Annotated in this window: 26 protein-coding genes and 1 tRNA gene; 20 read left to right on the top strand and 7 right to left on the bottom strand. The window is 70.0% G+C overall.

The genetic code is table 11. The features are described 5' to 3' along the window. Positions 1–54: 54 nt before the first annotated feature. The 6 genes from ACHFIV_RS27130 (at position 55) to glmS (ending at position 7,430) form a co-directional block, all read left to right on the top strand. The gene (locus tag ACHFIV_RS27130) at positions 55–1,503 is read left to right on the top strand and encodes a pyridoxal phosphate-dependent decarboxylase family protein (RefSeq protein WP_398974266.1); all 1,449 of its coding nucleotides are present in this window, start codon (positions 55–57) and stop codon (positions 1,501–1,503) included. Further along, positions 1,487–2,773: a lysine N(6)-hydroxylase/L-ornithine N(5)-oxygenase family protein gene (locus ACHFIV_RS27135; protein WP_398974269.1), complete on the top strand. Its 1,287-nt coding sequence runs from the start codon at positions 1,487–1,489 to the stop codon at positions 2,771–2,773. Before ACHFIV_RS27130 ends, ACHFIV_RS27135 begins: the two co-directional genes overlap by 17 nt. Continuing rightward, positions 2,770–3,345, top strand: a complete 576-nt coding sequence (locus ACHFIV_RS27140; protein ID WP_398974272.1) for a GNAT family N-acetyltransferase — start codon at positions 2,770–2,772, stop codon at positions 3,343–3,345. The genes ACHFIV_RS27135 and ACHFIV_RS27140 overlap by 4 nt, the downstream gene beginning before the upstream one ends. Beyond that, positions 3,342–5,126 carry an IucA/IucC family protein gene (locus ACHFIV_RS27145; protein ID WP_398974274.1) on the top strand — a complete coding sequence of 595 codons (1,785 nt, stop codon included), beginning with the start codon at positions 3,342–3,344 and terminating at the stop codon, positions 5,124–5,126. The genes ACHFIV_RS27140 and ACHFIV_RS27145 overlap by 4 nt, the downstream gene beginning before the upstream one ends. A gap of 146 nt (positions 5,127–5,272) precedes the next feature. Next, positions 5,273–5,548 (top strand): hypothetical protein, encoded by a 276-nt coding sequence (locus tag ACHFIV_RS27150; protein ID WP_398974277.1) that lies wholly within the window; start codon positions 5,273–5,275, stop codon positions 5,546–5,548. 52 nt (positions 5,549–5,600) lie between these two features. Then, on the top strand, positions 5,601–7,430 hold the full coding sequence (gene glmS / locus ACHFIV_RS27155; protein ID WP_398974280.1) for a glutamine--fructose-6-phosphate transaminase (isomerizing): 1,830 nt from the start codon (positions 5,601–5,603) through the stop codon (positions 7,428–7,430). Positions 7,431–7,499: 69 nt separating this feature from the next. Here the strand turns inward: glmS and ACHFIV_RS27160 are convergent, their stop codons facing one another. After that, positions 7,500–8,021, bottom strand: coding sequence for a universal stress protein (locus tag ACHFIV_RS27160; RefSeq protein WP_398974283.1), 522 nt, complete (start codon positions 8,019–8,021; stop codon positions 7,500–7,502). A gap of 825 nt (positions 8,022–8,846) precedes the next feature. Between ACHFIV_RS27160 and ACHFIV_RS27165 the strand changes: the two genes are divergently transcribed. From ACHFIV_RS27165 to ACHFIV_RS27230, 14 genes are all read left to right on the top strand, one after another. Then, positions 8,847–10,079 carry a helix-turn-helix domain-containing protein gene (locus ACHFIV_RS27165; RefSeq protein WP_398974285.1) on the top strand — a complete coding sequence of 411 codons (1,233 nt, stop codon included), beginning with the start codon at positions 8,847–8,849 and terminating at the stop codon, positions 10,077–10,079. Positions 10,080–10,089: 10 nt separating this feature from the next. Continuing rightward, positions 10,090–10,695: an oligoribonuclease gene (gene orn, locus ACHFIV_RS27170; RefSeq protein ID WP_398974287.1), complete on the top strand. Its 606-nt coding sequence runs from the start codon at positions 10,090–10,092 to the stop codon at positions 10,693–10,695. Positions 10,696–10,821: 126 nt separating this feature from the next. Continuing rightward, a tRNA-His gene (locus tag ACHFIV_RS27175) sits at positions 10,822–10,894 on the top strand. Between the two features lie 629 nt (positions 10,895–11,523). Then, positions 11,524–11,823: a gas vesicle protein gene (locus ACHFIV_RS27180; RefSeq protein ID WP_398974289.1), complete on the top strand. Its 300-nt coding sequence runs from the start codon at positions 11,524–11,526 to the stop codon at positions 11,821–11,823. Between the two features lie 60 nt (positions 11,824–11,883). Beyond that, positions 11,884–12,336, top strand: coding sequence for a gas vesicle structural protein GvpA (locus ACHFIV_RS27185; RefSeq protein WP_398974291.1), 453 nt, complete (start codon positions 11,884–11,886; stop codon positions 12,334–12,336). A gap of 3 nt (positions 12,337–12,339) precedes the next feature. After that, complete coding sequence (locus ACHFIV_RS27190; RefSeq protein WP_398974294.1) at positions 12,340–13,053, top strand: GvpL/GvpF family gas vesicle protein; 714 nt, start codon at positions 12,340–12,342, stop codon at positions 13,051–13,053. Between the two features lie 33 nt (positions 13,054–13,086). After that, positions 13,087–13,344, top strand: a complete 258-nt coding sequence (locus tag ACHFIV_RS27195; RefSeq protein WP_398974296.1) for a gas vesicle protein GvpG — start codon at positions 13,087–13,089, stop codon at positions 13,342–13,344. A gap of 26 nt (positions 13,345–13,370) precedes the next feature. Next, positions 13,371–13,991: a hypothetical protein gene (locus tag ACHFIV_RS27200; protein WP_398974299.1), complete on the top strand. Its 621-nt coding sequence runs from the start codon at positions 13,371–13,373 to the stop codon at positions 13,989–13,991. Beyond that, positions 13,984–15,204, top strand: coding sequence for an SRPBCC family protein (locus ACHFIV_RS27205; RefSeq protein WP_398974302.1), 1,221 nt, complete (start codon positions 13,984–13,986; stop codon positions 15,202–15,204). The genes ACHFIV_RS27200 and ACHFIV_RS27205 overlap by 8 nt, the downstream gene beginning before the upstream one ends. A gap of 36 nt (positions 15,205–15,240) precedes the next feature. After that, positions 15,241–15,711 (top strand): gas vesicle protein GvpJ, encoded by a 471-nt coding sequence (locus ACHFIV_RS27210; RefSeq protein WP_398974304.1) that lies wholly within the window; start codon positions 15,241–15,243, stop codon positions 15,709–15,711. Next, positions 15,708–16,532: a GvpL/GvpF family gas vesicle protein gene (locus ACHFIV_RS27215; RefSeq protein ID WP_398974307.1), complete on the top strand. Its 825-nt coding sequence runs from the start codon at positions 15,708–15,710 to the stop codon at positions 16,530–16,532. Before ACHFIV_RS27210 ends, ACHFIV_RS27215 begins: the two co-directional genes overlap by 4 nt. A gap of 20 nt (positions 16,533–16,552) precedes the next feature. After that, complete coding sequence (locus ACHFIV_RS27220; RefSeq protein ID WP_398974832.1) at positions 16,553–16,786, top strand: gas vesicle protein; 234 nt, start codon at positions 16,553–16,555, stop codon at positions 16,784–16,786. A gap of 51 nt (positions 16,787–16,837) precedes the next feature. After that, entirely contained in the window at positions 16,838–17,248 is a 411-nt protein-coding gene (locus ACHFIV_RS27225) for a gas vesicle protein K (protein WP_398974310.1), read from the top strand. 47 nt (positions 17,249–17,295) lie between these two features. Beyond that, entirely contained in the window at positions 17,296–17,772 is a 477-nt protein-coding gene (locus ACHFIV_RS27230; RefSeq protein WP_398974312.1) for a hypothetical protein, read from the top strand. 185 nt (positions 17,773–17,957) lie between these two features. On the opposite strand, the gene ACHFIV_RS27235 is transcribed toward ACHFIV_RS27230, so the two are convergent. From ACHFIV_RS27235 to ACHFIV_RS27260, 6 genes are all read right to left on the bottom strand, one after another. Further along, on the bottom strand, positions 17,958–19,004 hold the full coding sequence (locus tag ACHFIV_RS27235) for a LacI family DNA-binding transcriptional regulator (protein ID WP_398974315.1): 1,047 nt from the start codon (positions 19,002–19,004) through the stop codon (positions 17,958–17,960). A gap of 253 nt (positions 19,005–19,257) precedes the next feature. Then, on the bottom strand, positions 19,258–20,715 hold the full coding sequence (locus ACHFIV_RS27240) for a GH1 family beta-glucosidase (protein ID WP_398974317.1): 1,458 nt from the start codon (positions 20,713–20,715) through the stop codon (positions 19,258–19,260). A gap of 158 nt (positions 20,716–20,873) precedes the next feature. Then, positions 20,874–21,797, bottom strand: coding sequence for a carbohydrate ABC transporter permease (locus ACHFIV_RS27245; RefSeq protein ID WP_398974320.1), 924 nt, complete (start codon positions 21,795–21,797; stop codon positions 20,874–20,876). Between the two features lie 15 nt (positions 21,798–21,812). After that, the gene (locus ACHFIV_RS27250) at positions 21,813–22,811 is read right to left on the bottom strand and encodes a carbohydrate ABC transporter permease (RefSeq protein ID WP_398974323.1); all 999 of its coding nucleotides are present in this window, start codon (positions 22,809–22,811) and stop codon (positions 21,813–21,815) included. A gap of 170 nt (positions 22,812–22,981) precedes the next feature. After that, the gene (locus ACHFIV_RS27255) at positions 22,982–24,304 is read right to left on the bottom strand and encodes an ABC transporter substrate-binding protein (protein WP_398974325.1); all 1,323 of its coding nucleotides are present in this window, start codon (positions 24,302–24,304) and stop codon (positions 22,982–22,984) included. A gap of 690 nt (positions 24,305–24,994) precedes the next feature. Then, positions 24,995–26,470, bottom strand: a complete 1,476-nt coding sequence (locus ACHFIV_RS27260) for a glycoside hydrolase family 18 protein (protein WP_398974328.1) — start codon at positions 26,468–26,470, stop codon at positions 24,995–24,997. Between the last annotated feature and the right edge of the window lie 41 nt (positions 26,471–26,511).

Below are 26,511 nucleotides of genomic sequence, written 5' to 3' on the forward strand. Positions count from 1 at the left end.
CCCGATCCCTGCCCGGCGGGCCGCGACGACGTCCCCACCCGGGAGGCCCCCCACATGCGTTCCCACCTGCTCAACCGCACCACGGCGGAGGACTACCGTCGCTCCGTCACCGCGGGAGTCGAACAGGTCGCAGCCAGACTCGCCTCCACCGAGAGGCCGTTCACCGGCATGGGCGTCGACGCCCTCGCCCCCGTCGTCGACGCCATCGACCTCGACCGGCCGCTCGGCGACACGGCCGCCGCCCTGGACGAACTCGGCGAGGTGTACCTGCGAGACGCCGTCTACTTCCACCACCCCCGCTATCTCGCCCACCTCAACTGCCCGGTGGTCATCCCCGCGGTGGTCGGCGAGGCGGTGCTCTCCGCGGTCAACTCCTCGCTGGACACCTGGGACCAGAGCATCGGCGGCACCCTGATCGAGCGCCGGCTGATCGACTGGACGGCGGCCCGCATCGGGCTCGGCCCCGCGGCGGACGGCGTCTTCACCAGCGGTGGCACGCAGTCCAACCTGCAGGCCCTGCTGCTGGCCCGCCAGGAGGCCAAGCTCCGCCCCGAGGAGTTCACCCGGCTGCGGATCCTCACTTCCGAGTGCAGCCACTTCAGCGTGCAGAAGTCGGCCGGACTCCTCGGCCTCGGCACCGGCTCCGTCGTGTCCGTCCCCGTCGACCGCGAGAAGCGCATGCGGACCGTCGCGCTCGCGGCGGCACTCGAACGCTGCGCGGCGGAGGGCTCCGTACCGATGGCGGTCGTCGCCACCGCCGGGACCACGGACTTCGGCTCCATCGACCCGCTGCCGGAGATCGCCGCACTCTGCGAGCGGTACGCCACCTGGATGCACGTCGACGCCGCGTACGGGTGCGGACTGCTCGCCTCCCCCACGCGGCGCGGTCTCGTCGACGGCATCGAGCACGCCGACTCCGTCACCGTGGACTTCCACAAGTCGTTCTTCCAGCCCGTGAGTTCGTCCGCCGTACTGGTCCGTGACCGGGCCACCCTGCGCCACGCGACGTACCACGCGGAGTACCTGAATCCGGAGCGCACCGTCGAGGAGCGCATCCCCAACCAGGTGGACAAGTCCCTCCAGACCACCCGCAGGTTCGACGCGCTGAAGCTGTGGATGACGCTGCGCACCATGGGCGCGGACGGCGTGGGCGGGCTCTTCGACGAGGTGTGCGACCTGGCCGCCGAGGGCTGGCGGCTGCTGGCCGCCGACCCTCGCTACGACGTCGTCGTGGAGCCGCAGCTGTCCACGCTGGTGTTCCGCTACGTCCCGGCCGGCATCCGGACGCCCGCCGACATCGACCGGGCCAATCTCCACGCCCGCAAGGCCCTCTTCGCCTCGGGGGAGGCCGTGGTCGCGGGCACGAAGGTGGGCGACCGCCAGTACCTGAAGTTCACCCTGCTCAACCCCGGGACGACCACGGCCGACATCACCGCCGTCCTCGACCTGATAGCCGGCCACGCCGAGCAGTACCTGGGAGGGTCCCTTGACCGCGCTTCCTGAGCCCTCAGCCGCTCCGTACGACTTCGCCGGGATCGGGCTCGGTCCGTTCAACCTCGGACTCGCCTGCCTGACGGAACCCGTCGAGGAGCTGAACGGGGTGTTCCTGGAGTCCAAGCCGGACTTCGAGTGGCACTCGGGGATGTTCCTCGAAGGCGCCCACCTGCAGACGCCGTTCATGTCGGACCTGGTGACGATGGCCGACCCGACCTCCCCCTACTCCTTCCTGAACTACCTGAAGGAGCGGGGCAGGCTCTACTCGTTCTACATCCGGGAGAACTTCTACCCGCTGCGCACCGAGTACAACGACTACTGCCGGTGGGCGGCGGCCAAGCTGAGCAGTATCCGTTTCAACCAAACCGTACAGTCGGTTACGTACGACGAGTGTGAGGGCCTCTACACGGTCCACACAACCGGCAGCGCGTTCCGCGCCCGGCACCTCGTCCTGGGCACGGGCACCCCGCCGCACATTCCGGAGGCCTGCCGGGGCCTGGGCGGCGACTTCCTGCACAACTCCCGTTACCTGCAGGAGAAGGCGGCACTGCAGTCCAAGAAGTCGATCACGCTGGTGGGCAGCGGGCAGAGCGCGGCGGAGATCTACTACGACCTGCTCTCCGAGATCGACGTGCACGGATACCGGCTGAACTGGGTGACGCGCTCCCCCCGGTTCTTCCCCCTGGAGTACACCAAGCTCACGCTGGAGATGACCTCGCCGGAGTACGTGGACTACTTCCACGCGCTGCCCGAGGACACCCGCTACCGGCTGGAGACCGGCCAGAAGGGCCTCTTCAAGGGCATCGACGGCGAGCTCGTCGACTCGATCTTCGACCTGCTCTACCGGAAGAACCTGGCGGGCCCCGTCCCCACCCGCCTGCTCACCAACTCCTCGCTGGACAGCGCGCGGTACGACGGGCCGACGGGGACGTACACGCTGGGTCTGCGCCAGGAGGAGCAGGGCAGGGACTACGAGCTCGACAGCGAGGGCCTGATCCTCGCCACCGGCTACCGGTACGCCGCACCGGCCTTCCTGGAGCCCGTCACCGACCGGATACGGCACGACGGCCGGGGCCGCTTCGACGTCGCCCGCAACTACAGCATCGACACCACCGGGCGCGGGATCTTCCTCCAGAACGCCGGGGTGCACACCCACTCGATCACCTCACCCGACCTGGGCATGGGTGCCTACCGCAACGCGTACATCATCGGCGAACTGCTCGGCCGTGAGTACTACCCGGTCGAGAAGTCCGTCGCCTTCCAGGAGTTCGCCGTATGACCAGCACGAAACCGCTCGGCACGTTCACCGTCCGCCCCCTGGACCTCTCCCCCGCCCCGGCGGGCCGCAGGTCCGACACCGAACTGGTCCACGCGTGGGTCACCCACCCCAGGTCGGCCTTCTGGATGATGGGGGACGCCCGGCCGGAGGACGTCGAGCGGGAGTACACGGCCATAGCCGCGCACCCGCACCACGACGCCTTCATGGGACTGCACGACGGCCGCCCCGCCTTCCTGATGGAGCGCTACGACCCCACGGAGGTCGAGCTCAAGGGGCTGTACGAGGCGGAGCCCGGCGACGTCGGGATGCACTTCCTGGTCGCCCCGCCGGAGACTCCCGTGCACGGCTTCACCCGGGCCGTGATCACGGCCGTCATGGAGACGCTGTTCGCCGACCCGCTGGTGCGCAGGGTCGTCGTCGAACCCGACGTCACCAACACCGCGGTACACGCGCTGAACAAGGCCGTCGGCTTCGAGGTGGTCCGGGAGATCACCAAGCCGGAGAAACAGGCCCTGCTCAGCACCTGCACCCGCGAGCAGTTCGAGGCAGCGACCACTGGAGCCGGACGATGACCACGACCCCCGCGACCGCCGCCGCCGTCGGCCACCTCACCCCGGAACGCTGGGCCGTCGCCGGCCGGCTGCTGATCCGCAAGGCGCTGGCCGAGTTCTCCCACGAACGGCTGCTGGTCCCCGTCCCGGCCGGGGACGGCCTCTACGGCGTGCGGAGCGACGACCAGGCGGTCGAGTACCGCTTCGCCGCCCGCCGCTTCGCGCTGGACCACTGGCAGGTCGACGCCGGGTCGATCACGCGTCACCGGCACGGCTCGGAGCTCCCGCTGGACGCGCTGGAGTTCTTCGTCGAGCTGCGCTCCACGCTGGGGCTCTCGGCGGAGGTCCTGCCCGTGTACCTGGAGGAGATCTCCTCCACACTGGCCGGAACCGCGTACAAACTGACCAAGGAACCGACCGCGTCCGCAGAGCTCGCCGTGGCCGGTTTCCAGGCCATCGAGACCGGCATGACCGAAGGGCACCCCTGCTTTGTCGCCAACAACGGGCGGCTCGGCTTCGGGGTCGGTGAATACCGTGCGTACGCCCCAGAGGCGGCGGCCGGAATCAAGCTGGTCTGGCTGGCCGCCAGGCGCGATCGCGCCACCTTCACGGCGGGCGCCGGGCTGGACTACGCCACGCTCATCGCGGGCGAGATCGGCGAGGAGACGCGCGCCCGGTTCGCCGCCAGGATGGGCGGCCTCGGGCTCGACCTCGACGACTACCTGCTGATCCCGGTGCACCCCTGGCAGTGGTGGAACAAGCTCGCCGTCACCTTCGCCGGCGAGGTGGCACAGCGGCACCTGGTCTGCCTGGGCGAGGGAGAGGACTCCTATCTGGCCCAGCAGTCGATCCGGACCTTCTTCAACGCCGACCACCCCGGGAAGCACTACGTCAAGACGGCGCTCTCCGTGCTGAACATGGGCTTCATGCGGGGGCTCTCCGCCGCGTACATGGAGGCGACCCCCGCGATCAACGACTGGCTGGCCGGCCTGATCGAGCGCGACGACCTGCTGCGCGGGACCGGCTTCTCGATCATCCGGGAGCGGGCCGCCATCGGCTACCGCCACCGGGCCTACGAGGCGGCGACCGCCAAGGGGTCCCCGTACCTGAAGATGCTGGCCGCCCTGTGGCGGGAGAGCCCGGTCCCGTCCCTGGCCCCGGGCGAGCGGCTGGCGACGATGGCCGCACTGCTCCACACCGACGGCGAGGGCCGCTCGGTGGCGGGCGCGCTGATCACCGAGTCGGGTCTGGACCCGGCCGACTGGCTGCGGCGCTACCTGGACGCGTACCTGGTGCCGGTGCTGCACAGCTTCTACGCGTACGACCTGGTGTTCATGCCGCACGGCGAGAACGTGATCCTGGTGATCGAGGACGGTGTCGTCCGACGGACCGTGTTCAAGGACATCGCCGAGGAGATCGCGGTCATGGACCCGGACGCGGTGCTGCCGCCCCAGGTCGAGCGGATCCGCGCCGACGTCCCGGAGGACATGAAACTGCTGTCGGTGTTCACCGACGTCTTCGACTGCTTCCTCCGCTTCCTGGGAGCGGACCTGGCCACGGAGGGGGTCCTCGACGAGGAGGCCTTCTGGCGGACGGTCGCGGAGTGCGTCCGGGGCTACCAGCAGTCGGTGCCGCACCTCGCGGACAAGTTCGAGCAGTACGACCTGTTCACGGAGGAGTTCGCGCTGTCCTGCCTGAACCGGCTGCAGCTGCGCGACAACCGGCAGATGGTCGACCTGGACGACCCGGCGGGCGCGCTCCAGCTGACCGGCAGGCTGAGGAACCCGATCGCGGACCACTGAGCCCGGTGTCCGGCCCCGCTCTCCCGGGCGGGGCCGGACAAGGACCTAAGGGTCATCTCAGACATAAACACTCCAGAGGGTGAGGTTCCTGCCCGATATCGGGCAGATTTCTTGCGTAACTTCTCCGATCCACGCAATATCGACGAGTGCTCGAACGCCGCCCCACGCATGACGACCTCATCGACCACCTCGTACGCTCCACCGCGCTCCAGCGCGGCGAGGCCGCCCGGGTGATCCTCGACGTGCTGGCGTACTTCGACGAGACGACCGAGGACTTCGTCCGGCGCCGCCACCGCGAGATGCAGGCCGGCGGCCTGGTGAACCCGGAGATCTTCGAGCGGATCGCAGCCGAGCTGCCGCACCGCGCGGTGGCACCGCAGGAGCTCTCGCTCCGGCAGCTGCGCCGCATCGTCTACGGCTGAACGGGACGGACGGCCGGGCACAGGACTTGTACGTCGATGGAGGGGCAGAGACATGTGCGGAATCGTCGGATACATCGGGAAGCGTGACGTGGCTCCGCTGCTGCTGGAGGGCCTGCAGCGGCTGGAGTACCGGGGCTACGACTCCGCGGGCATCGTCATCACGGGCAAGGCTCCCGCGGGCAAGCCGGGCGCACTGAAGATGGTCAAGGCCAAGGGCCGGGTCCGGGAGCTGGAGTCCCGCGTACCCAAGCGCTTCGCCGGCACCACCGGCATCGCCCACACCCGCTGGGCCACCCACGGCGCCCCGAGCGACGAGAACGCGCACCCGCACCTGGACGCGGAGAACAAGGTCGCCGTCGTCCACAACGGCATCATCGACAACGCCTCCGAGCTCCGCGCGAAGCTCGTCGCCGACGGGGTCGAGTTCCTCTCCGAGACCGACACCGAGGTGCTGGTGCACCTGATCTCCCGTTCCCAGGCCGTCACGCTGGAGGAGAAGGTCCGCGAGGCACTGAAGTCCGTCGAGGGCACGTACGGCATCGCCGTCCTGCACGCCGACTTCAACGACCGGATCGTCGTCGCCCGCAACGGCTCCCCGGTCGTGCTCGGCATCGGTGAGAAGGAGATGTTCGTCGCCTCCGACGTGGCGGCCCTGGTCACGCACACCCGCCAGATCGTCACCCTCGACGACGGCGAGATGGCCACCCTCAAGGCCGACGACTTCCGTACGTACACCACGGAGGGCTCGACCACGACCGCCACGCCGACCACCGTCGAGTGGGAGGCCGAGTCGTACGACATGGGCGGCCACGACACCTACATGCACAAGGAGATCTCCGAGCAGGCCGACGCCGTGGACCGCGTGCTGCGCGGCCGCATCGACGACCGCTTCTCCACCGTCCACCTGGGCGGCCTGAACCTGGACGCCCGCGAGGCCCGCGGGGTCCGCCGGATCAAGATCCTGGGCTGCGGCACCTCGTACCACGCGGGACTGATCGGCGCCGGCCTCATCGAGGAGCTGGCCCGCATCCCCGCGGACGCGGAGCCCGCGTCCGAGTTCCGCTACCGCAACCCCGTCGTGGACCCGGACACCCTGTACGTCGCCGTCTCGCAGTCCGGGGAGACCTACGACGTGCTGGCGGCCGTGCAGGAGCTCAAGCGCAAGGGCGCGCGCGTCCTGGGCGTCGTGAACGTCGTCGGCTCGGCGATCGCACGCGAGGCGGACGGCGGCATGTACGTGCACGCGGGCCCCGAGGTCTGCGTCGTCTCCACCAAGTGCTTCACCAACACCGTGGTGGCCTTCGCCCTGCTCGCCCTGCACCTGGGCCGCATCCGCGACCTGTCGGTGTCCGACGGCAAGCGGATCATCGAGGGCCTGCGCAGGCTGCCGGAGCAGATCGGTCAGATCCTCGAGTCGGAGGACGAGATCAAGAAGCTGGCCGAGGAGTACGCGGGCGCCCAGTCGATGATGTTCATCGGCCGTGTGCGGGGCTACCCGGTCGCGCTGGAGGCCTCCCTGAAGCTCAAGGAGATCTCGTACATCCACGCCGAGGCCTACCCCGCCTCGGAGCTCAAGCACGGCCCCCTCGCGCTCATCGAGCCGGCACTCCCCACGGTCGCGATCGTCCCCGACGACGACCTGCTGGAGAAGAACCGCGCGGCGCTGGAGGAGATCAAGGCCCGCAGCGGACGGATTCTCGCGGTCGCCCACCGCGAGCAGGAGAAGGCCGACCACACGATCGTCGTCCCGAAGAACGAGAACGAGCTGGACCCCATCCTGATGGGCATCCCGCTGCAGCTGCTCGCCTACCACACGGCCCTGGCGATGGGCCGTGACATCGACAAGCCGCGCAACCTGGCGAAGTCGGTCACCGTCGAGTAGTCGCGCCCGCACCGCCGCGTGCGGACACCCGGAAAGGCTCCTGACGCGACGTCAGGAGCCTTTCGCGGTTCAGGGGATGACGATGACCGGGCGCTGGGCGCGGCGCGCGAGACGGCCGGCCACGGAGCCGAAGATCCGGCCCACGATGCCGTGCGTCGACCCGACGACGATCGCGTCGGCCGAATACTCCCGGCCGACCTCCTCCAGCTCGTGGCAGATGTCCCCGCCGCGCTCCACGAGCACCCAGGGCACCTCGGCGAGATAGTCCGCGCACGCCAGCTCCAGGCCCAGGACCTCGGTGCGGTGGTCGGGCACATCGACGAAGACGGGCGGCTCGCAGCCCGCCCAGACCGTGGTCGGCAGCCGGTTCGCCACATGGACGATGATCAGCCCGGAGCTGTGCCGGCTGGCCATTCCGATGGCGTACGCCAGGGCGCGCTCGCTGGACATGGAACCGTCGAAACCGACCACGACCCCATGACGGAACGCGGGGTCGCAGGAAGGGCGCGACTCTCCGACCGTCCGCGGTTCCGACCCGGGGTCGGCTACCTGCTTGCGGTCTGCGGGTTCAGGGATTTCGTGACCGGCCATCGGTGTCTCGGCGAAGAGAGTCCTCGTGAGGAGGGAGCGGTTGTGTAGGTGTACCTGCGAGCGGTGAAGCTGTGTCCGGGAAACATCTTCCCAACCCCCTACCCTCAAGGGTACGGCGCCACCCCTCCACTGCCCAGCCCTCGCACAGCGCAGGCGGCAATGGGGGGAGCATGCCCGAGACGGCCCCGTATGGCAATGCCGGTTGCGTCGTACATCCAGCTCGTGGACGCTTCAACGGATCCCTGGGCACGTCCTCCGGTCCGCTCCAGCGGCGACCCGGACGAGGCGGCCGAATGCGCCATCAGCCCCTCCCGGCCGGCCCGTCACACCCCGCCATCGCGCGACTGCGCATCGTTCCCCTCCGGGGTCCACGCGGCATCGAGAGGCCCTGGAGGCGCATGGACGCCCCGGCCGAGGGGGGCGTACGCCGGTCACATGACTGGAATCCGCGCACGCAACCATCGGTTTTCAGCCAACTTCCCCTCCACCTCCTTTTATTGGCCTCGGAGCCGCCTACCCCACGTGCCACCAGGCAGGAATAGACCGCGCGGTACGCTTTGACCCTACGGGGACGGGCCATGATCGCGATGCGCACTTCCCTGTGGGGGCTCACGGGTGAAACGCTCGTGATCGAACGCTTCGCGCCAAGTTGCCTTGTCGACATAGTGCCGGTGGGGGAACGTGTCACGTCGGGTCCATGGGACGCAGTAGATTCGATCTTGAATCTCGAGGACTGGGGACGCGTGCGAGACCGAGGGGAAACGTGCAGGAGCGACAGGCCCGTAGGGACCAGGAAGACGCGAACACCGAGGGGGGCTTAGCGTCATGAGCCAGGACTCCGCCACCGCAACGGAGGCCGCACGGAAACTGACCGGGCGGCGACGCCGAGAAGTCGTAGCCGTGCTGCTGTTCAGTGGCGGCCCTATTTTCGAGAGCTCCATTCCGCTCTCAGTTTTCGGGATCGACCGGCAGGACGCGGGAGTTCCCCGCTACCGCCTGCTGGTCTGCGGGGGCGAGGAAGGGCCGCTGCGCACCACCGGCGGGCTCGAACTCAGCGCGCCGTACGGCCTGGAGGCGATCAGCAGGGCCGGCACCGTCGTGGTGCCCGCCTGGCGGTCCATCACCTCCCCGCCGCCCGCCGAGGCTTTGGACGCGCTGCGCCGCGCCCATGAGGAGGGTGCCCGCATCGTCGGACTCTGCACGGGGGCCTTCGTCCTCGCCGCAGCCGGCCTGCTCGACGGCCGCCCGGCCACCACGCACTGGATGTACGCACCGACGCTGGCCAAGCGCTATCCGTCGGTGCACGTCGATCCGCGTGAGCTGTTCGTCGACGACGGCGATGTGCTCACCTCGGCCGGGACTGCGGCCGGAATCGATCTGTGCCTCCACATAGTCCGTACCGACCACGGCACCGAGGCGGCCGGGGCCCTGGCCCGCCGGCTGGTCGTACCGCCGCGGCGCAGCGGGGGTCAGGAGCGCTACCTCGACAGGTCTTTACCCGAAGAGATCGGCTCGGACCCGCTCGCCGAGGTCGTGGCCTGGGCCCTGGAGCACCTCCACGAGCAGTTCGACGTGGAGACCCTGGCGGCGCGCGCCTACATGAGCCGGCGGACCTTCGACCGCAGGTTCCGCTCGCTCACGGGCAGCGCGCCTCTCCAGTGGCTCATCACCCAGCGCGTGCTGCAGGCACAGCGCCTGCTCGAGACCTCCGACTACTCGGTCGACGAGGTCGCGGGCCGCTGCGGCTTCCGCTCGCCGGTCGCGCTGCGCGGGCACTTCCGCCGCCAGCTGGGCTCCTCCCCCGCCGCGTACCGGGCCGCCTACCGGGCCCGCCGTCCGCAGGGCGGGGCGCTGGAGAGCGTCACCACGGTGCTGGAGACGTCCGTGCCCGTCCAGGGCACGGCGGCGGGCCGGCGGGCCGCCGCGGCGTCCTCGTCCGGTCTGTCGCCGGTGACGGCGGCCGCCCCTCCGGGCGGCTCCGTGGAGCGCCTCGTACCGGGTCCCGAGGCGTACGCTCCGGGCCGCCCGGCCCTGCCGGGGCAGCGCAGCGCCCCGTAGGGTGGGGCGCATGAACGACCGTATGGTGTGGATCGACTGCGAGATGACCGGGCTCTCGCTGACGGACGACGCACTCGTCGAGGTGGCGGCCCTGGTCACCGACTCGGAACTGAACGTGCTCGGTGAAGGGGTGGACATCGTGATCCGCCCTCCGGACGCGGCCCTGGAGACGATGCCCGAGGTGGTGCGGCAGATGCACACCGCCTCGGGCCTCCTCGACGAGCTGGCGGGGGGCACGACCCTGGCGGACGCCGAGGAGCGTGTCCTGGCGTACGTCCGCGAGCACGTGAAGGAGCCGGGCAAGGCCCCGCTGTGCGGAAACTCGGTCGGCACCGACCGGGGCTTCCTGGCGCGTGACATGCCGTCGCTGGAGGGTTTCCTCCACTACCGGATCGTCGATGTGTCCTCGGTCAAGGAGCTGGCGCGCCGCTGGTACCCGAGGGCGTACTTCAACAGTCCGGACAAGAACGGCAACCACCGGGCGCTCGCCGACATCCGGGACTCCATCACGGAGCTGCGCTACTACCGGGACGCGGTCTTCGTGCCGCAGCCCGGCCCGGATTCCGTACGCGCCAAGGAGATCGCGGCGCGCCACACGCCGCCCGCCGGGCAGTAGGCGCCCAGCCGCTGGTCACGGGCCCTCCGGGGCCCGTGGACCCGTCCCGGAGAACGCGGGCGCGAGCACCCGCTCGGACCCTGTACACTTTTTCTCGGCCGGTCAGTGAAGCGACCGGGCGACATGGTGGGTATAGCTCAGCTGGCAGAGCACCTGGTTGTGGTCCAGGATGTCGCGGGTTCAAGTCCCGTTACTCACCCTTGCGTGATCAAGGCCCGGCCTGCGGAAGCAGGCCGGGCCTTCGTCGTGACCGAGGTCCTCGCCCTGTGAGGCAATACGGTACGTCTCGCCTCGTTGGATCGGGGGCCCCGGAGCCTCAGGGGTCCCGGGCATCCGGTCTCCTTCGCCCCCGCCACCTCACCCGGGCATCCGGTCTCCCCCACCCCGGCACGCGAGGGCGCGGGCGCCGGGGCAGCCGCCGCCGCGAGCCGGCCGGGCGGCCGGACACCCCGCCGTGCGCGCCCGGCCGGGCGGCGGTCACCTCCGCCCGCCTCCCACCCCGGGCAGGACTCCGTCCGGAGCCCGCCGGCAGTGACGCCCGCCACACGGGCCGTCGCCCCGCATGCCGGGCCGCTCACCGGGCATCCGGCTGTACGGGCCCTGCCGCGCTTCCCCCGACGCGGCAGGGCCTCCTCGCGTGCGCCCGGCGATCCGGCCAGGGGCCGGGGCCCGGGACCGCACGCCAAAAATCCGCAGCTGTGTGGAAGGCGTGATGAGGCGTCAGGCATACGTTCGGATCTCATGGGCACGCGGAGTGCATCCCCCGAACGAACAGCTGACCGGACGGACCCGACAGGAAGCCACGATGACGCACGGCAGGTGAAACACATGGCGACGACCGAGAACAACAAGAGCGACCACGGCGGCAACGGCCGGGTCGATGTCTCCACGGCGATGCGAAACGCAGCCGAACAACTTGCCGCACTCCTCCAGCGCGAACCCGATTCGGTCTCTTCGCTGAATGCGACGGACGACGGCTGGACGGCGGATGTGGAAGTCGTCGAGATCGAGAAGATCCCCGACACCATGAGCGTCATGGCCTCCTATCGCGTGAGGCTCGACGGCCAGGGCCAACTCGTGGGCTACGAACGAATTCGACGGTACTCGCGAGGGCAGGTCGACCGCTGAGCCGGTCCGCCTCCGAGCAGCCGTATCCGAGTGAACAACTCATTGGAAGGAAGACCGACCATGAGTCTCGTACAGCAGAGCAACGCCGCCTCCAACAGCGGTGGCGGTTCCGGAAATCTCTACGACGTCCTTGAGCTCATTCTCGACAGGGGGCTCGTCATCGATGCCTTCGTTCGTGTCTCGCTCGTCGGTATCGAGATCCTCAAGATCGACGTACGTGTCGTGGTGGCCAGCGTGGACACGTATCTGCGCTTCGCCGAGGCGTGCAACCGGCTGGACCTGGAGTCGGGCCGCAAGGCTCCGGCCCAGCTCACCGACATAGTCGGGGACACGGTCGAGAGCGGCGCCAAGGGCAAGTCGAAAGGCGCCCTGACCGGCGCGGTCGAAGCTTTCACGGACTCCCTCCAGGGCGGCCGGGACAGCTCCGACGACAAGGAGAAGGAGAAGCGGCCGGCGCGCAAGACCTCCGCTTCGAGCAGCAGCCGCCGCACGTCCCAGCGCGGGGAGGAGTAACACATGCCGACCTACATCTACGCCATCACCGCGGCCGATCACCCGCTGCGGCTGGACGGCCTGTCCGGGGTCGGGGAACCGGCGTCGGACCTGCGCACCGTCAAGACGGGCGCTCTCGGCGCGGTGGTCAGTGACACGCCGGCCGAACTGCGGGCGAAGCGACGTGACCTCGTCGCTCACCAGAGCGTGCTGGAGCGGCTGATGGCCGACGGCGCGGCCCTGCCGATGCGCTTCGGCCTCGTGGGGCCGGACGACGACCAGGTGCGCGCCGCGCTCGAGCAGGGGAAGGACAGCTACACGGCTCGCCTCTCCGAGCTGGACGGCCGCCTCGAGTACAACGTGAAGGTCTCGCGTGACGAGGAGAGCATGCTGCGGGAGATCCTCACCGAATCGTCCGAGGCCCGGCGGCTCAGCGAGTACACCCGGGAGAACCCGGGCGCGCAGGACCAGATGATGGCCCTCGGCGAGCTCGTGTCGCGCGAGATCCAGGCGAGGCAGGAAGCAGTGGGACGGGACGTCGCGGCCGCGCTGGCGGACGCCGCGGAAAGGGTCTCCGAGGGAGAGCCCACGAAGACCCATTTCCTGAACGTCTCCTATCTCGTACGGCGCGACGAGGCCTCCGCCTTCGCGCAGGCGGTGCACGAGGAGGCGGAGCGCAGGGGCGACGACTACACGTTCGCGCTCAACGGCCCGCTCCCCCCGTACAGCTTCGTCTGACATTCGTCCCTCGCGGAGGGGAGGCACTCGCTCATGGGGCTCATATCCCAGCTGCTCACTTTTCCGCTCGCGCCGATGCGCGGCACGGTCTGGGTTCTCGACCAGGTGGTGCAGGCCGCCGAACGCGAGCACTACGACCCCGGCCCCGTACGTACGCAACTGGCCGAGCTGGAACGTGAACTGCTGAGCGGGGACATCGACGAAGAAGAGTTCGACCGGCGCGAGGACGAATTGCTGGACTGGCTCGCCGAGTGCGAGACCTACCAGAGACGCCTGAACGACCATTCATGATCTTTGGAGATTGAGGTGCACAGCAGATGACCGGCAACGCGAAGATAGGTGCGGCCCTCGTGGGCGGCTACCTACTGGGACGCACGAAGAAGGCCAAACTGGCCATCGGCTTCGGGATGTTCCTGGCGGGCAAGAAGCTGAGCCTGGACCCGAAGCAGCTCGGCAGGATGCTGGCCGAGTCGCCGCTCCTCGGCACCGTCAACGACCAGGTCCGCAAGGAGTTGGTGGGTGCCACGAAGACGGCCGCCACCAATGCCCTCACACAGCGGGCCACGGGGCTCGCCGACTCGCTGCGCAAGCGCACCCAGGAACTCGAGGACCCCTCCGGCACGCAGGAGCGTGACGACGAGGACGACGAGGACGACAGCGCGGAGGAGGACCTCGACGCGCGGGACGACGAGGAATCCGAGGACTCCCGCGACTCCGACGACTCCGACGACTCCGACGACGAGGAGAAGCAGGCCCCGCGCCGCAGGACGGCCAAGAAGACGGCCAAGTCCGCGGGCGGAGCCGCCTCCGGGGCCCGTAGGACCGCGTCCGGAGGCGCCCGGAAGAAGGCCGCTTCGAGCACGCGCAAGACCGCCTCCGGGGCCCGTAGGACCGCCTCGTCGAGCACGCGCCGGGACCGGGGTGGCAGCAATGGCTGACACCGCATTCAGCAAGCTGAAGGACGACGTGGCGAAGAACCCCGCCACCGACCGTCTCAAGGAAGAACTCCAGAACTACGTGCGGGCACGCGCCCTGCACACGGTCACCAACCTGGGCCACAGGCTCGGCGAGGGGGTCGGCAAGCTCGCGGACGGCAAGGACGCCCCCGGCGGCGCGGTGAAGAGCCTCGCCAAGGGCGGCAAGGCGCTGGGTGAGGGCAAGTCGCCGGCTCAGGCCGCCGTCAGCGCCGGCGCCTCCCATGTGAAGGACGCCATCAAGGACAAGGTCAAGGGTTTGTTCGGCAAGGGGCGCAAGGGCGGCGGCGGCAAGTCGAAGAGCGTCACGATCACCGAGGACATCGACGTCGGTGTGCCGGTGCGCGAGGCCTACGACCAGTGGACGCAGTTCCAGGAGTTCAGCACCTTCGCCAAGGGCGTCGTGAGTGTCGAGAAGGCCGACGACACCAGCAGCAACTGGAAGGTGAAGGTCGCCAAGTCCACGCGTAGCTGGAAGGCGAACGTCACGGAGCAGGTTCCGGACGAGCGGATCACCTGGACGACCGAGGGCGCCAAGGGGACCGTCAAGGGGGTGGTGACGTTCCACGCCATCACCGACAACCTCACGCGGGTCCTGCTGGTCCTCGAGTACTTCCCGAAGGGGCTGTTCGAGAAGACCGGCAACATCTGGCGCGCCCAGGGCCGCAGGGCCCGCCTCGATCTGAAGCTGTACCGCAAGTTCATCATGATGCGCGGCGAGGCGACCGACGGCTGGCGCGGTGAGATCCGTGACGGCGAGGTCGTGGTGGACCACGACGAGGCGGTCGAGAACGAGGAGGCCCGCGCCGAGGAGGAGAACGGCTCCGACGACACGGAGGAGCACGGGCGCGACGACGAGGCGGACGCTGAACACGGCGACGAGCCCGGTGACGAGCCTGACGGCGAGGACGACGGCGAGGAGCCCGCCGCGGAGTACGACGACGAGGAACTCCCCCCGGAGGACGAGGCCTACGAGGACGAGGACGCGGAGGACGAGGAGGACGAGGACGGCGACGCCCCCGCCGACGAGCCCCGCTCCGAGGACGAGGAGGACGAGGACGCGGAGGAGGAGCCCGTCGAGGACGAGCCCGTCGAGGAGGAGCCCGTCGAGGACGAGGAAGAGGAAGAGGAACCGGCTCCGCGCACCCGACGCCGCACCGCTTCCGCACGCAGCTGACATGCTCCGCCCACAGCACGAGGGGACTGATCCGACGTGACCGATTCACTGGCCGGCCGTATGGGGGCCTCTTCGGCGGCGTCCCCGTACGGCCAGCAGCAGTCCTCCGCCAATCTGGCCGACATCCTCGAACGCGTCCTGGACAAGGGCGTCGTCATCGCGGGTGACATCCAGATCAATCTGCTCGATATCGAACTCCTGACGATCAAGCTGCGGTTGCTGGTCGCATCCGTGGACAAGGCCAAGGAGATGGGCATCGACTGGTGGGAGCACGACCCCTCGCTCTCCTCCCGGGCCCGTCCCGCACAGGGTGCAGAGGTGCGCGGCGCTTCCCGGGACGGCTCGGCGGTGGACCAGGTGGAGGCGGAGAACGCGCGGCTGCGGGCGGAGATAGCCGAGCTGAGGGCCGCCGTGGGGCTACCCGCCGCCTCGGCCGCCGGGACGGGCCAGGACGCGCTTCCCGAGCGTGCCGAGACGGGGAGCACGGAAGGTGAGGAGTCGAAGTGAGCGCGGAAGTGGACCCGTCGACGGTCCCGGCGATGTCCTACGTCTACGCCGTCAGCCGGGCGGGGACGCCTCTCGAGGCGGCACTCGCGGGACAGCCGGCCCTGGAGGGCGGGGCGCTGCGGGCGGTCCGTGCCGGGGAGCTGATGGCCCTGGTCTCGTCCGTGCCCTCCGCCTCGTACGGGACCGAGGGCGTGAAGGCGCAGATGGAGGATCTCGGCCGGCTCGAAGTGCTGGCGCGGACCCACCACGCGGTCGTCGAGGCGGCCTACGAGCACGCGACCGTACTGCCCATGCGCCTGGTGACGGTCTACCTCGACGACGAGCGCGTACGGGCGATGCTCGGTGAGCGCGAGCCGGACTTCACCGCGCTGCTCGGCCGCCTCGAAGGCCACGTCGAGCTCGGTGTGAAGGTCTACGCCGACCCCCGCGAGGCGGTGGCGGTGAGCAGCCGGGCGCCGGACACGGACACGGCCGTGAGCCCCGGCCGGGCGTACCTCCAGAAGCGCCGTGCCCAGCAGCAGAACCACCGTCGGACGTACCGGGCGGCGGGGTCGGTGGCCGCCGAGGTGGCCGCCCGGGTGGCCGGGATCGCCGAGGCGCACGTCGCGCACCGTCCTCAGCAGGGCGACCTGGCGCAGGCGGCGGGCGAGAACATCGTCAACCACGCCTACCTGGTCCACGGCGCACGGGCCGACGCGTTCCGCGCGGCCCTCGCCGGGCTCGCCGAGGACGTACCGGGCGTGCGCGTCGAGATCACCGGACCCTGGGCGCCGTACTCCTTCGCGACACCGCCCGCGGCGGGCGGTGGTGAGCCGCGATGAACGACGAACTGAGCACGGCCATGCCCGGCGCGGGTTTCGCCGAACCCCGCGCCGGGCTCTCCGGCGCACCCGACTCCGTCGAGTCGCTGGCGGGGCGTCAGGTGGCGCTCATCGACCTGCTGGACCGGCTGCTGAACGGCGGTGCGGTGCTCACGGGCGACCTGGTTCTCTCCGTCGCCGACGTCGATCTCGTGCACATCAATCTGAGAGCGGTGATCCGGTCGATCACGTCGGACGAACCCGCGCCGTGGTGAGGACGTACGCATGCCCCCGCACGGTGACGGCATATGAGCGAGGAGCGGTCCATGGGTGAGGTAACCGGGGAAGCACAGCCGGGTTCGCGGACAGCGGACCTCCAGGAGGTCGCGCAGGCGGCGGCACGGGCCTTCGACCTCGTGCCCGCTGGACCCGACGAACCGGGTACGCGCGGCGGGCTGGCCCAGCGCCTGGAGACCGACCCGGAGACGGTGGAACGCGACCTCATCAAGCTGGTGCTGACGATCGTCGAGCTGTTGCGCCAGTTGATGGAGCGCACGGCTCTGCACCGGGTCGACGTGGGCGATCTCCGTGAGGACCAGGAGGAGCGCATCGGGATGACCCTGATGATCCTCCAGGACCGGATGGCGGAGCTCTGCGAGCGCTACGACCTGACCATGGAGGACCTCAACCTGGATCTGGGGCCCCTTGGTTCGCTGCTCCCCCGGGATTCCGGCTGAATCACGCCTCCCCGTTTCGAGCCACGCATCGAGGTAACACGAACACCATGACTGCAGAGAGCGAAGAAACCAAGAAGAATGTGAACGGTTCTGCGGCGAAGGCCGGTACGGGTGCCCGGACGGCCACCGCCAAGGGGCGCCAGGCCACCGCGGCGGCCGGAGACCAGGCCAAGTCCGGCTCGGCGGTCGCAGCCTCGAAGGCCAAGTCATCGGCGCAGGACGCCAAGTCCTCGGCGAAGGAAGCCGCCGCGTCGGCGGAGACCGGTGTGCGGTCGGCCGGCCTGGCGACGAAGCGGGCCGCTGTCTCCGGCTGGGACACGGGCCGCCAGACCGTCATGGACACGGCGGGCAAGGTGACGTCCACCGCGAGCACCGCCTGGACCGTGGTCAAGCACCGCAAGGCCATAGCCGTGGGCGCCGCCGCGGGTCTCGGTGGTCTCGTCGGCGGCGCGTTCGCCCTCGGACGCCAGACGGCCAAGACCCATGTGGGGCCGATCACCCGCCTCACCGGCGGCCGGCTCTGACCGGACCGCTGATACCTGACCCCCGGAGGGCCGACAGAACACTGTCGGCCCTCCTTCCGTCGCTCGACGAAGTCACGACGCCGGGAGCGCCGGAACCTCTCGGCCCCCGGGAGAGCGCGCGGCGGGCCGCCCGACCGCCTTCCCGCTCATCTCAGCGTGCGTGCCGGCTCCGGCGGTGGCGCGCCTCAGGACGAGTCGCGTACCACGAGCTCCGTGGGCAGCACGATCCGCGGGCGCTCCTGGAGGCCGTCGCCCGACGAACGGTTGGCGATCTCCTGGAGCAGGACGCGGGTCATGGTCCGGCCCATCTCCTCGATCGGCTGGCGCACGCTGGTGAGGGGCGGGTCCATGTGGCGGGCCACCGCGGAGTCGTCGAAGCCGATCAGCGCCACGTCGTCCGGGATGCGGCGGCCCGACTCCCGCAGGACCTGGCGGGCGCCCGCCGCCATCACGTCGGAGGCGGCGAAGACGGCGTCCACGTCGGGGCGGCGGTCCAGCAGCTCCCGCATCGCACGGGCGCCGCCCTCCTCGCTGAAGTCCGCGGGCGCGATCAGCCGCTCGTCGGGATCCAGGCCGGCCGCGGCGACGGCCTTGCGGTAGCCGTCCAGGCGGCGCTGTGCGCCGTAGACGTCCAGGCGGCCGGTGATCGTGGCGATCGAGCGGCGGCCTCGCGATATGAAGTGGTCGACGGCCGCGCGGGCCCCCTCGAAGTTGTCGGAGTCGACCGAGGGCAGCGTCTCCGCCGCGTGCCGGCGGCCGGAGATCACCGAGGGCATCCCGAGCTGTTCGAGCAGGTCCGGCAGCGGGTCGTCGGCGTGGACGGAGACCAGGAGCACTCCGTCGACGCGGTGCGCGGTCAGGTACTGGGCGAGCCGGCGGCGCTCGCGGTCGTTGCCGGCGAGGGTCAGCAGCAGCTGCATCTCGGTGTCGGCGAGGGCCGCCCCGACGCCCCGCACGATGTCGGAGAAGTACGGCTCCGCGAAGAACCGGGTCTCGGACTCGGGGACGACGAGGGCGATGGCGTCCGTGCGGTTGCCCGCGAGCGCGCGCGCCGCGCGGTTGGGGACGTAGCCCAGCTCGGCGACGGCCGCCTCGACGGCTTCCCGGGTCTGTGCGCTGACCCGCGGCGAGCCGTTGATGACGCGTGAAGCCGTGCCTCGCCCGACTCCGGCCCGGGCCGCTACCTCTTCGAGCGTGGGCCGCCCGCCACTCCGTACTCGCGCTGCCGCCATGGCTGCCTCCCGTTCGCGGTCAATTTCTCACAGCGGCCTGGCCAAACCAAGTCCCACCGTCCGATCCCTAGACACTTGTCCGACCCATCGGTCCTCCGCAGCGCCACACCTCTTGGGAGCGCTCCCAAGCCTAAGGGGTCCTGATGACGGACACGTAAGGCGGGCCGGGGATCCCGGAGGCCGGCCCGCCCGGGGCGGCAACGAGAACGGGACCCGGCGAAGTGCCGGGTCCCGCTGTCGGTGGCGTCCGGGGTCAGGCTGTCCCGACCGGAGGCAGGGCGTGGCGCCGGATCACGTCGGAGTACCAGTGGGCGCTCGTCTTGGGGATGCGGCGCTGGGAGGCGTAGTCGACGTACACCGCACCGAAGCGCTTCGAATATCCGTACGCCCACTCGAAGTTGTCCATCAGGGACCAGAGGAAGTAGCCGCGGACGTCCGCCCCGTCGGCGATGGCCCGCTGCACGGCGTCGATGTGGCCGTGCAGGTAGGCGACGCGCTCGGGGTCCTCGACCTTGCCCTCGGGCGAGACGTAGTCGTCGAAGGCCGCGCCGTTCTCGGTGACCATCAGCGGGAGGCCGGGGTGGTCCCTGGTGACGTCCATGAGGAGGCTGTAGAGCCCGTTCGGGTCGATCGACCAGTCCATCGCGGTGCGCGCCTTCCCTTCGGGGAGGTGGAAGGCGACGTGCTCCGAACCGGGCCACGGCGAATGGTCGCTGGCACCGTGGGCGTCGCTGCGCGCGTAGTCCGCGCCCTGCACCGGGGTCGAGACCAGCGTCGGCGTGTAGTAGTTGATGCCGAGGGCGTCCACCGGGCGGGAGATGGCGGCGAGGTCGCCGTCCTGGACCAGCTTCGACCAGTCCACCAGGTGCGAGGTGTCGGCGATCAGGTCCTCGGGGTACTCACCGCGCAGCATCGGGCCGGTGAAGATCCGGTTGCCGACCGCGTCGATGCGGCGGGCGGCGTCCGCGTCGGCCTCGCTGCCGGTCAGCGGGCGGACCTGGTGGAGATTGAGGGTGACCGAGGTCTGCGCAGCAGCGGGGAGTTGGGCGCGCAGTACCTCGATCGCCCGGCCATGGGCGAGGTTCAGGTGATGGGCCGCCTGCAGCGCTGCTGCGGGCTCGGTGCGGCCGGGAGCGTGCACGCCGGAGCCGTAGCCGAGGTAGGCCGAGCACCAGGGCTCGTTGAGAGTGGTCCACATGCCGACGCGGTCGCCGAGGGCACCGGAGACGATGGCCGCGTAGTCGGCGAACCGGTCGGCGGTGACGCGCTCGGGCCAGCCGCCCGCGTCTTCGAGCTCCTGGGGCAGGTCCCAGTGGTAGAGGGTGGCGACGGGCATGATCCCCGCGTCCAGCAGCTCGTCCACGAGCTTGCGGTAGAAGTCCAGGCCGCGCTCGACGGCGGGGCCGCGGCCGGTGGGCTGGACCCTGGACCAGGACACCGAGAAGCGGTAGGCCTTCAGTCCGAGCTGCTTCATGAGCGCGACGTCGTCGCGGTAGCGGTGGTAGTGGTCGGCGGCGATGTCGCCGGTGTCGCCGTTGCGCACCTTGCCGGGTGTACGGCTGAAGGTGTCCCAGATCGACGGCGTGCGGCCGTCCTCGGCGGCGGCGCCCTCGACCTGGTAGGAGGCGGTCGCCGCGCCCCAGATGAAGCCCGTGGGGAACTGTGTCTCGGGCGCCTGCTTCGGGGTGGTGTCGGGTCGTACGGCAGTCATGCGGGAGCGCTCCCATGGGTGGAGGGACAAGGACGGGAAGTACGGGCGCCCCGGCCCCGCGCGGCCTGCGGTCGGACAGGCCGCGCGGGACGGCCGGAGGCCGACCGGGGACGGGACAGCGGGGCCGGGATAGGACCGGGGAGGTACGGCGGGCCGGGTCAGCCCTTGACGGCGCCGGACATGATTCCCCCGACGATCTGCTTGCCGAAGATCACGAAGACGACGAGCAGCGGCAGGGTACTGATGAGCGCGCCGGCCATGACGATGCTCTGGTCGGGCACGTACGACGCGCTCAGCTGGCCGAGGGCCACCTGGAGGGTCGGGTTCTGCTGGTTCAGAGCGAGGTAGGGCCAGAAGAAGTCGTTCCAGGCCTGGACGAAGGTGAGCATGCCGAGCACCATCATGGCCGGTCGGGCGACAGGAAGCACGATGCTCCACACGATGCGGAGGTTGTTCGCACCGTCGACCCTGCCCGCCTCGATCAGCTCGTACGGCAGCGCCTCCAGGAGGTACTGGCGCATGAAGAACACACCGAACGCGCTCACCAGGGTCGGGAAGATCACCGACTCCAGCTGACCGCCCCACCCGATGTCCGACATCATCATGAACAGCGGTACGACGCTGAGCTGCGGGGGGATGGTCAGTGTGGCGATGACCGCCGTCATCAGCACGCCACGGCCCTTGAAACGCATCTTGGCGAAGGCGTAACCGGCCAGGGTGCAGAAGAACAGGGTCGCCAGGGTGATGCTGGAGGACACGATCACCGTGTTGACGATGGCCTTGCCGAGGTTCGCCTGTTCCCAGGCCGCCTCGAGGTTGTTGAACAGGTTGCCGCCGGGGATGAGCGGCGGTGTCGTGTCCAGCACCTCTTCCTGCGTGCGGGACGCGGCGACGAGCGTCCAGTACAGCGGGAACAGCGAGCCGATGCCGACGACGGCGAGGGCGATGTAGGCGAAGGGGCCGGCGTGGTGCTGGCGGCCCGCGCCGGGCTTGAACCTGCGGCGCCGCGGGGGCTCACCGCGGACCGGGGCCTTGGCGACGTGCCGGTGGTCCGGCGCGGTCATGGGGCTGGTGGTGGTCATGTGTATCGCTCCCCGTCAGGCCGCGGTCTTGCGCGCGAGGCGCCCGATGAACCAGTTGATCGCGGCAATGAGCAGCAGCAGGACGAGCATGGCCCAGGCGACTGCGGCGGCCGGACCGAGATGCCCGAGGTTCCAGCCGTAGTTGTAGAGGTAGATGCTGAGCGTCTCGTACTGGTGCTCGGTGCCGCCCTGCGCTCCGTTGGCGCCGCCCTCGAGCAGGAGGGGCTCACCGAACAGCTGCATCGAGCCGATGGTCGAGATGACGATCGTGAAGAGGATCGTCGGCCGCAGTGCGGGAATCGTCACGTTGCGGAACTGCTGCCAGCGCGAGGCTCCGTCGAGCGACGCGGCCTCGTACAGATCGGACGGGACGGCCTGCATCGCGGCGAGGTAGATCAGCGTGTTGTAGCCCGTCCAGCGCCAGATGACGATGATGGCGATGGCGATGTTGGACGTCCAGTGCCCGTTGACCCAGTTGGTCTCGCCGGCGCCGAAGAAGCCGAGGACCCAGTTCAGCAGTCCGCCGTCGGCCCGGAACACCAGGGCGAAGACCAGCGCGGCGGAGGCGACCGAGGTGGCGTACGGGGTGAGGATGATGGTGCGCCAGAAGGTGCTCGCCCGGAGCTTGTAGTTCAGCAGGTGGGCGAGGCCCAGCGCCACCATCAGCTGCGGGACGGTCGAGATGACGCCGATGATGAAGGTGTTGCTGACCGCGGTCCAGAACTCGTCGTCCTGGAGGATGGTGCTGAAGTTCTCCCAGCCGACCCATTCCATCTGGTCGAGGCCGGTCATCTCGACCCGGTGCAGGGCGATCCAGCCGGTGTAGACCAGCGGGTAGAGCCCGAAGGCTCCGAACACGAGGAAGAAGGGGGCGATGTAGGCGTACGGCGACGCCTTGTCGTCGAAGCGCCACAGGCGGCTGCGCCAGGCCTGGCGGCCGGGAGTCATGGGCTTCGGGGCCCGGCGGCTCGGCCGTGGGCCGTGTGCGCCCCGGGTGGGGGTGGTGGTTGCCACAGGTGGGAGTCCTTCCCTGGGGTGTGCCGACACCGCAGGGGCAGGCCGGACCTCTGGTCAGGTCCGGCGGAGGTGTCGGAGAAGGTGCGCGGTACCGGCGGGGTAACCGGCACCGGTGCGGGCCGGCCGGGACGCGTGGAAGTCGTCCCGGCCGCCCGCACCGGCGAGGATCAGCCGATCACCTTGTCGATCGACTCGGTCGCCGCCTTCCAGGCGTCGTCCGGCTTGGTGCCACGCTGCTCCATGTTGTTGATCTGGGTCGAGATGGTGTCCTTGATGACACCGTCCTTCGGGCCGAGCACGGCTGCGGGGATGACCTGGGCCTCCTCGGCGTAGATCTCACCGATCGGGGCGTTGTTGAAGTACTCGAGCTTGGCGGTCTTCACCTCGGGGAGCTCGTAGGCGCCCTTGTTCGACGGGAAGAGACCGGCCGCCTTGAACACGGCGGCCTGCTGCTCGGGCGCGGTCAGCCACTTGACGAGCTCACCGGCCTCCTTGACGTGCTTGCCCTTCGCGGGCACGGAGAGGAACGAACCGCCCCAGTTGGCCGCGGTCTTGCCCGGGGTGAGGGCGATGTCCCACTTGCCCTTGAACTTGTCACCGGAGTAGGTGGAGATCTGCGCCGCCATCCAGGCGGGGCAGGCGACGGTGGCGATGCTGCCCTTGCGCAGGGCCGCCTGCCACGGCGGGCTGAACTGGGCCAGGCCCTGCGTCAGCTTCTTGTCGACCGCCTCGGTGGCGAGCTTCCAGCCCGCCTTGACGCCGGCGCTCTCCTTGTAGATCGGCTCGCCGGCCTTGGAGTAGTACTGCTCGGAGTCGGAGCTGACCACGCCGTTGTACATGGCACTGGCGGAGTCCATGAAGAAGGTGTCCTTGGGCGCCTTCTTCTTGTACTCCTCACCGAGCGCGAGGTAGTCCTCCCAGCCACCGGCCAGCTTCGCGGCGACTTCCTCGCGGTCGGCCGGCAGCCCGGCCTGCTCGAAGAGGTCACGGCGGTAGCAGATCGACATGGGGCCGATGTCGGTGCCCGCACCGATGACCTTGCCCTCGTCGGTGGTCGCCTGGAGCGCCTTCCAGTTCACCCACTGGTCGGTGTCGACCACCTTGGAGAGGTCGGCGAAGGCGTCCGCCTTGGTGTCGACCAGTTCCTTGACCCGGCCGACCTCTATGCCGTGCACGTCGGCCAGTCCGCTGCCCGTGTTGAGCTGCTGGAGGAACTTGGGGTAGTAGACCTTCTCGTCGGCGGCGACGTTCTCCTTGACCGTGATGTTCGGGTGGAGCTCGTGGTACTTCTCGAAGAGCCCCGCCTCCTTGTAGCCGAACTGGCCGAAGTCGGCCACGGTCAGGGTGATGTTCCCGTCCGCGTCGGCCTCGTCGGAATCCGAGCCGGAATCGCCGCAGCCGGTCAGCAGCAGGGCGGCGGCCGTGAGGCCCGTGGTAGCCATGACGGCGGTTCTGCGGCTTCGACCTGCGACGGTGCGGGTGATGCGCATTCCACTACTCCTTGTTCCAGGGTGGGACTGGCGTTCGACTGCGCGGCATACGCACTGATGGGTGCGGGTGCCAGGTGTACGGAGAGGACATGGGCGGTGCCGTCCCCGTACGAGCGAAAAACATCGTTCGAGATGGGAGCGCTCCCATGCGCTGATGCCGGAAGGTTGCTGCCTCAAGGGGGTGGGTGTCAAGAGTTGAAGACGCTTCCGTTGCCCGAGCGTGTCCTGCAAGTCACGGGAACGTGTCCGACCGAGGGCTTGCGTTCACTCCGACTTCTTGCATGGGAAACAGACGGCGGACCGAATAACCGCAGGTCGGTGGGGTGTTGAGCGTCTTTTTCCCTCGACGGCGCCCGCGCGGGCCCGTTCGCGGCGTCATTTCCCGCGCCACCTTCGAAAGGGCGCGTGCACGCCCTGCCCGGCAGGGATGCCCGCCGGAAGATGAACGGGGCGGGGCGCCGTGAGGGCGCACAGGGGGGTCACGGGGCGTTTCCGTGTTCTTTCCCCGAACTCCACCGCGTGGCCGGGAGGTTCCGCTTCCTCGTCCACGGCGGCGGACACGCCGTGCCCCTCCGCGCACCGGGGCGGGCGCGGAGGGGCTGTGGGGGGCACGCGCCCCGGCCGGGTGTGGGGGGTGTGGGGGCCCGGCCGGGGCACGCACGTCGGGGGGCGGCGGAGGGGCGGCGAGGGCTAGCCGAAGGCGGCGAAGGCCCGGGTGAACGCCAGCGGCTCCTGGAGGATGGAGCTGCAGGTCGCGTCCGCGGTGGGCTTCGCGCCGCCCGCGCACTGCGCGTCCCGCGTACCCGACCACATGGCGAGCCGGCCGATGCCCTTCTCCCGCGCGAACTCCACCAGCTGGGTGGCGTCCTCGACGGTGAAGATCTCGGTGGGCACGTCGTTGACACCGATCATCGGGGTGACCGCCACCGCCTTCCAGGCCGCCGCGTCGGACAGCCCGAGTACGCCCTTGAGCTGCGCCTGCGTGGCGGTGGCCGCCTGGGTGGCGTAGTCCCCCATGTCCCCGCTGTACGCCGCCCCGTAGTCCATCGCCATGATGTTGACCGCGTCGATGGCGACGCCGTTCCTCTTCGCGTCCGCGATCAGGTCCACGCCCGGCTGGGTGAGCCCCTCGGGCATGACGGGCAGCGTGAAGGACACGTCCAGCCCGGGGTGTGACTCCTGGAGCCGGGCGATGGCCTGCGACCGGCGGGAGTTGGCGGCGGTGTCGGGCAGCGCCGCGCCCTCGACGTCGAAGTCGACCTTGGTCAGCCCGTAGGTGTCGACGACCTTGCCGTACGCCGCGGCGAGCTCGGCCGCCGAGGCGCAGTGCAGCGCCAGTTCGGCACCGGCCGCGCCGCCGAAGGAGACCCGTACGTCACCCCCCTCGGCCCGGAGGGCGGTGATCTGAGCGGCCACCTTGTCGTCGGCGAGTCCGGTCACGCCGCCCCACAGCGGGGAGCAGCCGCCTCCCGACGTGATGAACGCCAGGGTGAACTCCTTGACGCCCGTCTTCGACGCGGTGTCCAGCAGGTCGTAGGCGGGGTACAGGGACGTGTCGACGTACGGGGCGAATCCGGCGCCGCCGGGCGTGCCGGACGGTTCGGCCGTCGGTGTCCCGGCCGGCGGGGCCGTCGCGGTCTCCGTGGGCCTCGCCGTGGCCGTGGCCGTCGGTGTGGGCGTGGGTACCGGGGTGCCGGTCGGACGGCCACCGGGTTCGGGTGCCGTGCCGTCCTCGGCGGAGCAGGCGGCGCCGTTGATGAGGCAGGCTGTCGGATCGGCGGCCGCTCCGGCGGAGGCGGTGACGAAGCCGATCGTCACGGACGCGCCCGGAGCGATGTCCTTGTTCCAGTTCGCCGGCTTCACGGTGACGTGGTCGCCGTCGACGGTGTGCTCGCCGTTCCAGAGGGAGTCGATCGTCGTACCGGCGGGCAGGTCGAACTCCAGCGTCCAGTCCGACTGCGCCGTACCGGTGTCGTTGGAGACGACGTACTGCCCGGTGTAGCCGCCGCTCCAGCCGCTCGCCCTCGTGTACGTGGCACCGACGGCCGCCGCCTGCGCCGTGCCGGTGAGAGCGAGGACGGTGCCGCCCACGACCGCCGCGGCGACGAGGGCGCCGACCGCCTTCGTGCGGGTGGTCGTCGTGCGGCGGTGCGTGCTGGTGCCCATCGCGTTCCTGCCTCTGTCCTGCCGGGGGGTGATTGCGTCTG

Origin of the sequence: Streptomyces sp. ALB3, from assembly GCF_044385685.1 — a bacterium.
Classification (GTDB): domain Bacteria; phylum Actinomycetota; class Actinomycetes; order Streptomycetales; family Streptomycetaceae; genus Streptomyces.

Coding starts and splice junctions, on each gene's coding strand:
- ACHFIV_RS27190 (WP_398974294.1), top strand. CDS start 12,340: ATGCCGACCTACATCTACGCCATCACCGCGGCCGATCACCCGCTGCGG.
- orn (WP_398974287.1), top strand. CDS start 10,090: ATGAACGACCGTATGGTGTGGATCGACTGCGAGATGACCGGGCTCTCG.
- ACHFIV_RS27160 (WP_398974283.1), bottom strand. CDS start 8,021: ATGGCCGGTCACGAAATCCCTGAACCCGCAGACCGCAAGCAGGTAGCC.
- ACHFIV_RS27145 (WP_398974274.1), top strand. CDS start 3,342: ATGACCACGACCCCCGCGACCGCCGCCGCCGTCGGCCACCTCACCCCG.
- ACHFIV_RS27205 (WP_398974302.1), top strand. CDS start 13,984: ATGGCTGACACCGCATTCAGCAAGCTGAAGGACGACGTGGCGAAGAAC.
- ACHFIV_RS27195 (WP_398974296.1), top strand. CDS start 13,087: ATGGGGCTCATATCCCAGCTGCTCACTTTTCCGCTCGCGCCGATGCGC.
- ACHFIV_RS27220 (WP_398974832.1), top strand. CDS start 16,553: ATGCCCGGCGCGGGTTTCGCCGAACCCCGCGCCGGGCTCTCCGGCGCA.
- ACHFIV_RS27140 (WP_398974272.1), top strand. CDS start 2,770: ATGACCAGCACGAAACCGCTCGGCACGTTCACCGTCCGCCCCCTGGAC.
- ACHFIV_RS27165 (WP_398974285.1), top strand. CDS start 8,847: ATGAGCCAGGACTCCGCCACCGCAACGGAGGCCGCACGGAAACTGACC.
- ACHFIV_RS27260 (WP_398974328.1), bottom strand. CDS start 26,470: ATGGGCACCAGCACGCACCGCCGCACGACGACCACCCGCACGAAGGCG.
- ACHFIV_RS27225 (WP_398974310.1), top strand. CDS start 16,838: ATGGGTGAGGTAACCGGGGAAGCACAGCCGGGTTCGCGGACAGCGGAC.
- ACHFIV_RS27180 (WP_398974289.1), top strand. CDS start 11,524: ATGGCGACGACCGAGAACAACAAGAGCGACCACGGCGGCAACGGCCGG.
- ACHFIV_RS27245 (WP_398974320.1), bottom strand. CDS start 21,797: ATGACCACCACCAGCCCCATGACCGCGCCGGACCACCGGCACGTCGCC.
- ACHFIV_RS27235 (WP_398974315.1), bottom strand. CDS start 19,004: ATGGCGGCAGCGCGAGTACGGAGTGGCGGGCGGCCCACGCTCGAAGAG.
- glmS (WP_398974280.1), top strand. CDS start 5,601: ATGTGCGGAATCGTCGGATACATCGGGAAGCGTGACGTGGCTCCGCTG.
- ACHFIV_RS27185 (WP_398974291.1), top strand. CDS start 11,884: ATGAGTCTCGTACAGCAGAGCAACGCCGCCTCCAACAGCGGTGGCGGT.
- ACHFIV_RS27255 (WP_398974325.1), bottom strand. CDS start 24,304: ATGCGCATCACCCGCACCGTCGCAGGTCGAAGCCGCAGAACCGCCGTC.
- ACHFIV_RS27230 (WP_398974312.1), top strand. CDS start 17,296: ATGACTGCAGAGAGCGAAGAAACCAAGAAGAATGTGAACGGTTCTGCG.
- ACHFIV_RS27200 (WP_398974299.1), top strand. CDS start 13,371: ATGACCGGCAACGCGAAGATAGGTGCGGCCCTCGTGGGCGGCTACCTA.
- ACHFIV_RS27130 (WP_398974266.1), top strand. CDS start 55: ATGCGTTCCCACCTGCTCAACCGCACCACGGCGGAGGACTACCGTCGC.
- ACHFIV_RS27240 (WP_398974317.1), bottom strand. CDS start 20,715: ATGACTGCCGTACGACCCGACACCACCCCGAAGCAGGCGCCCGAGACA.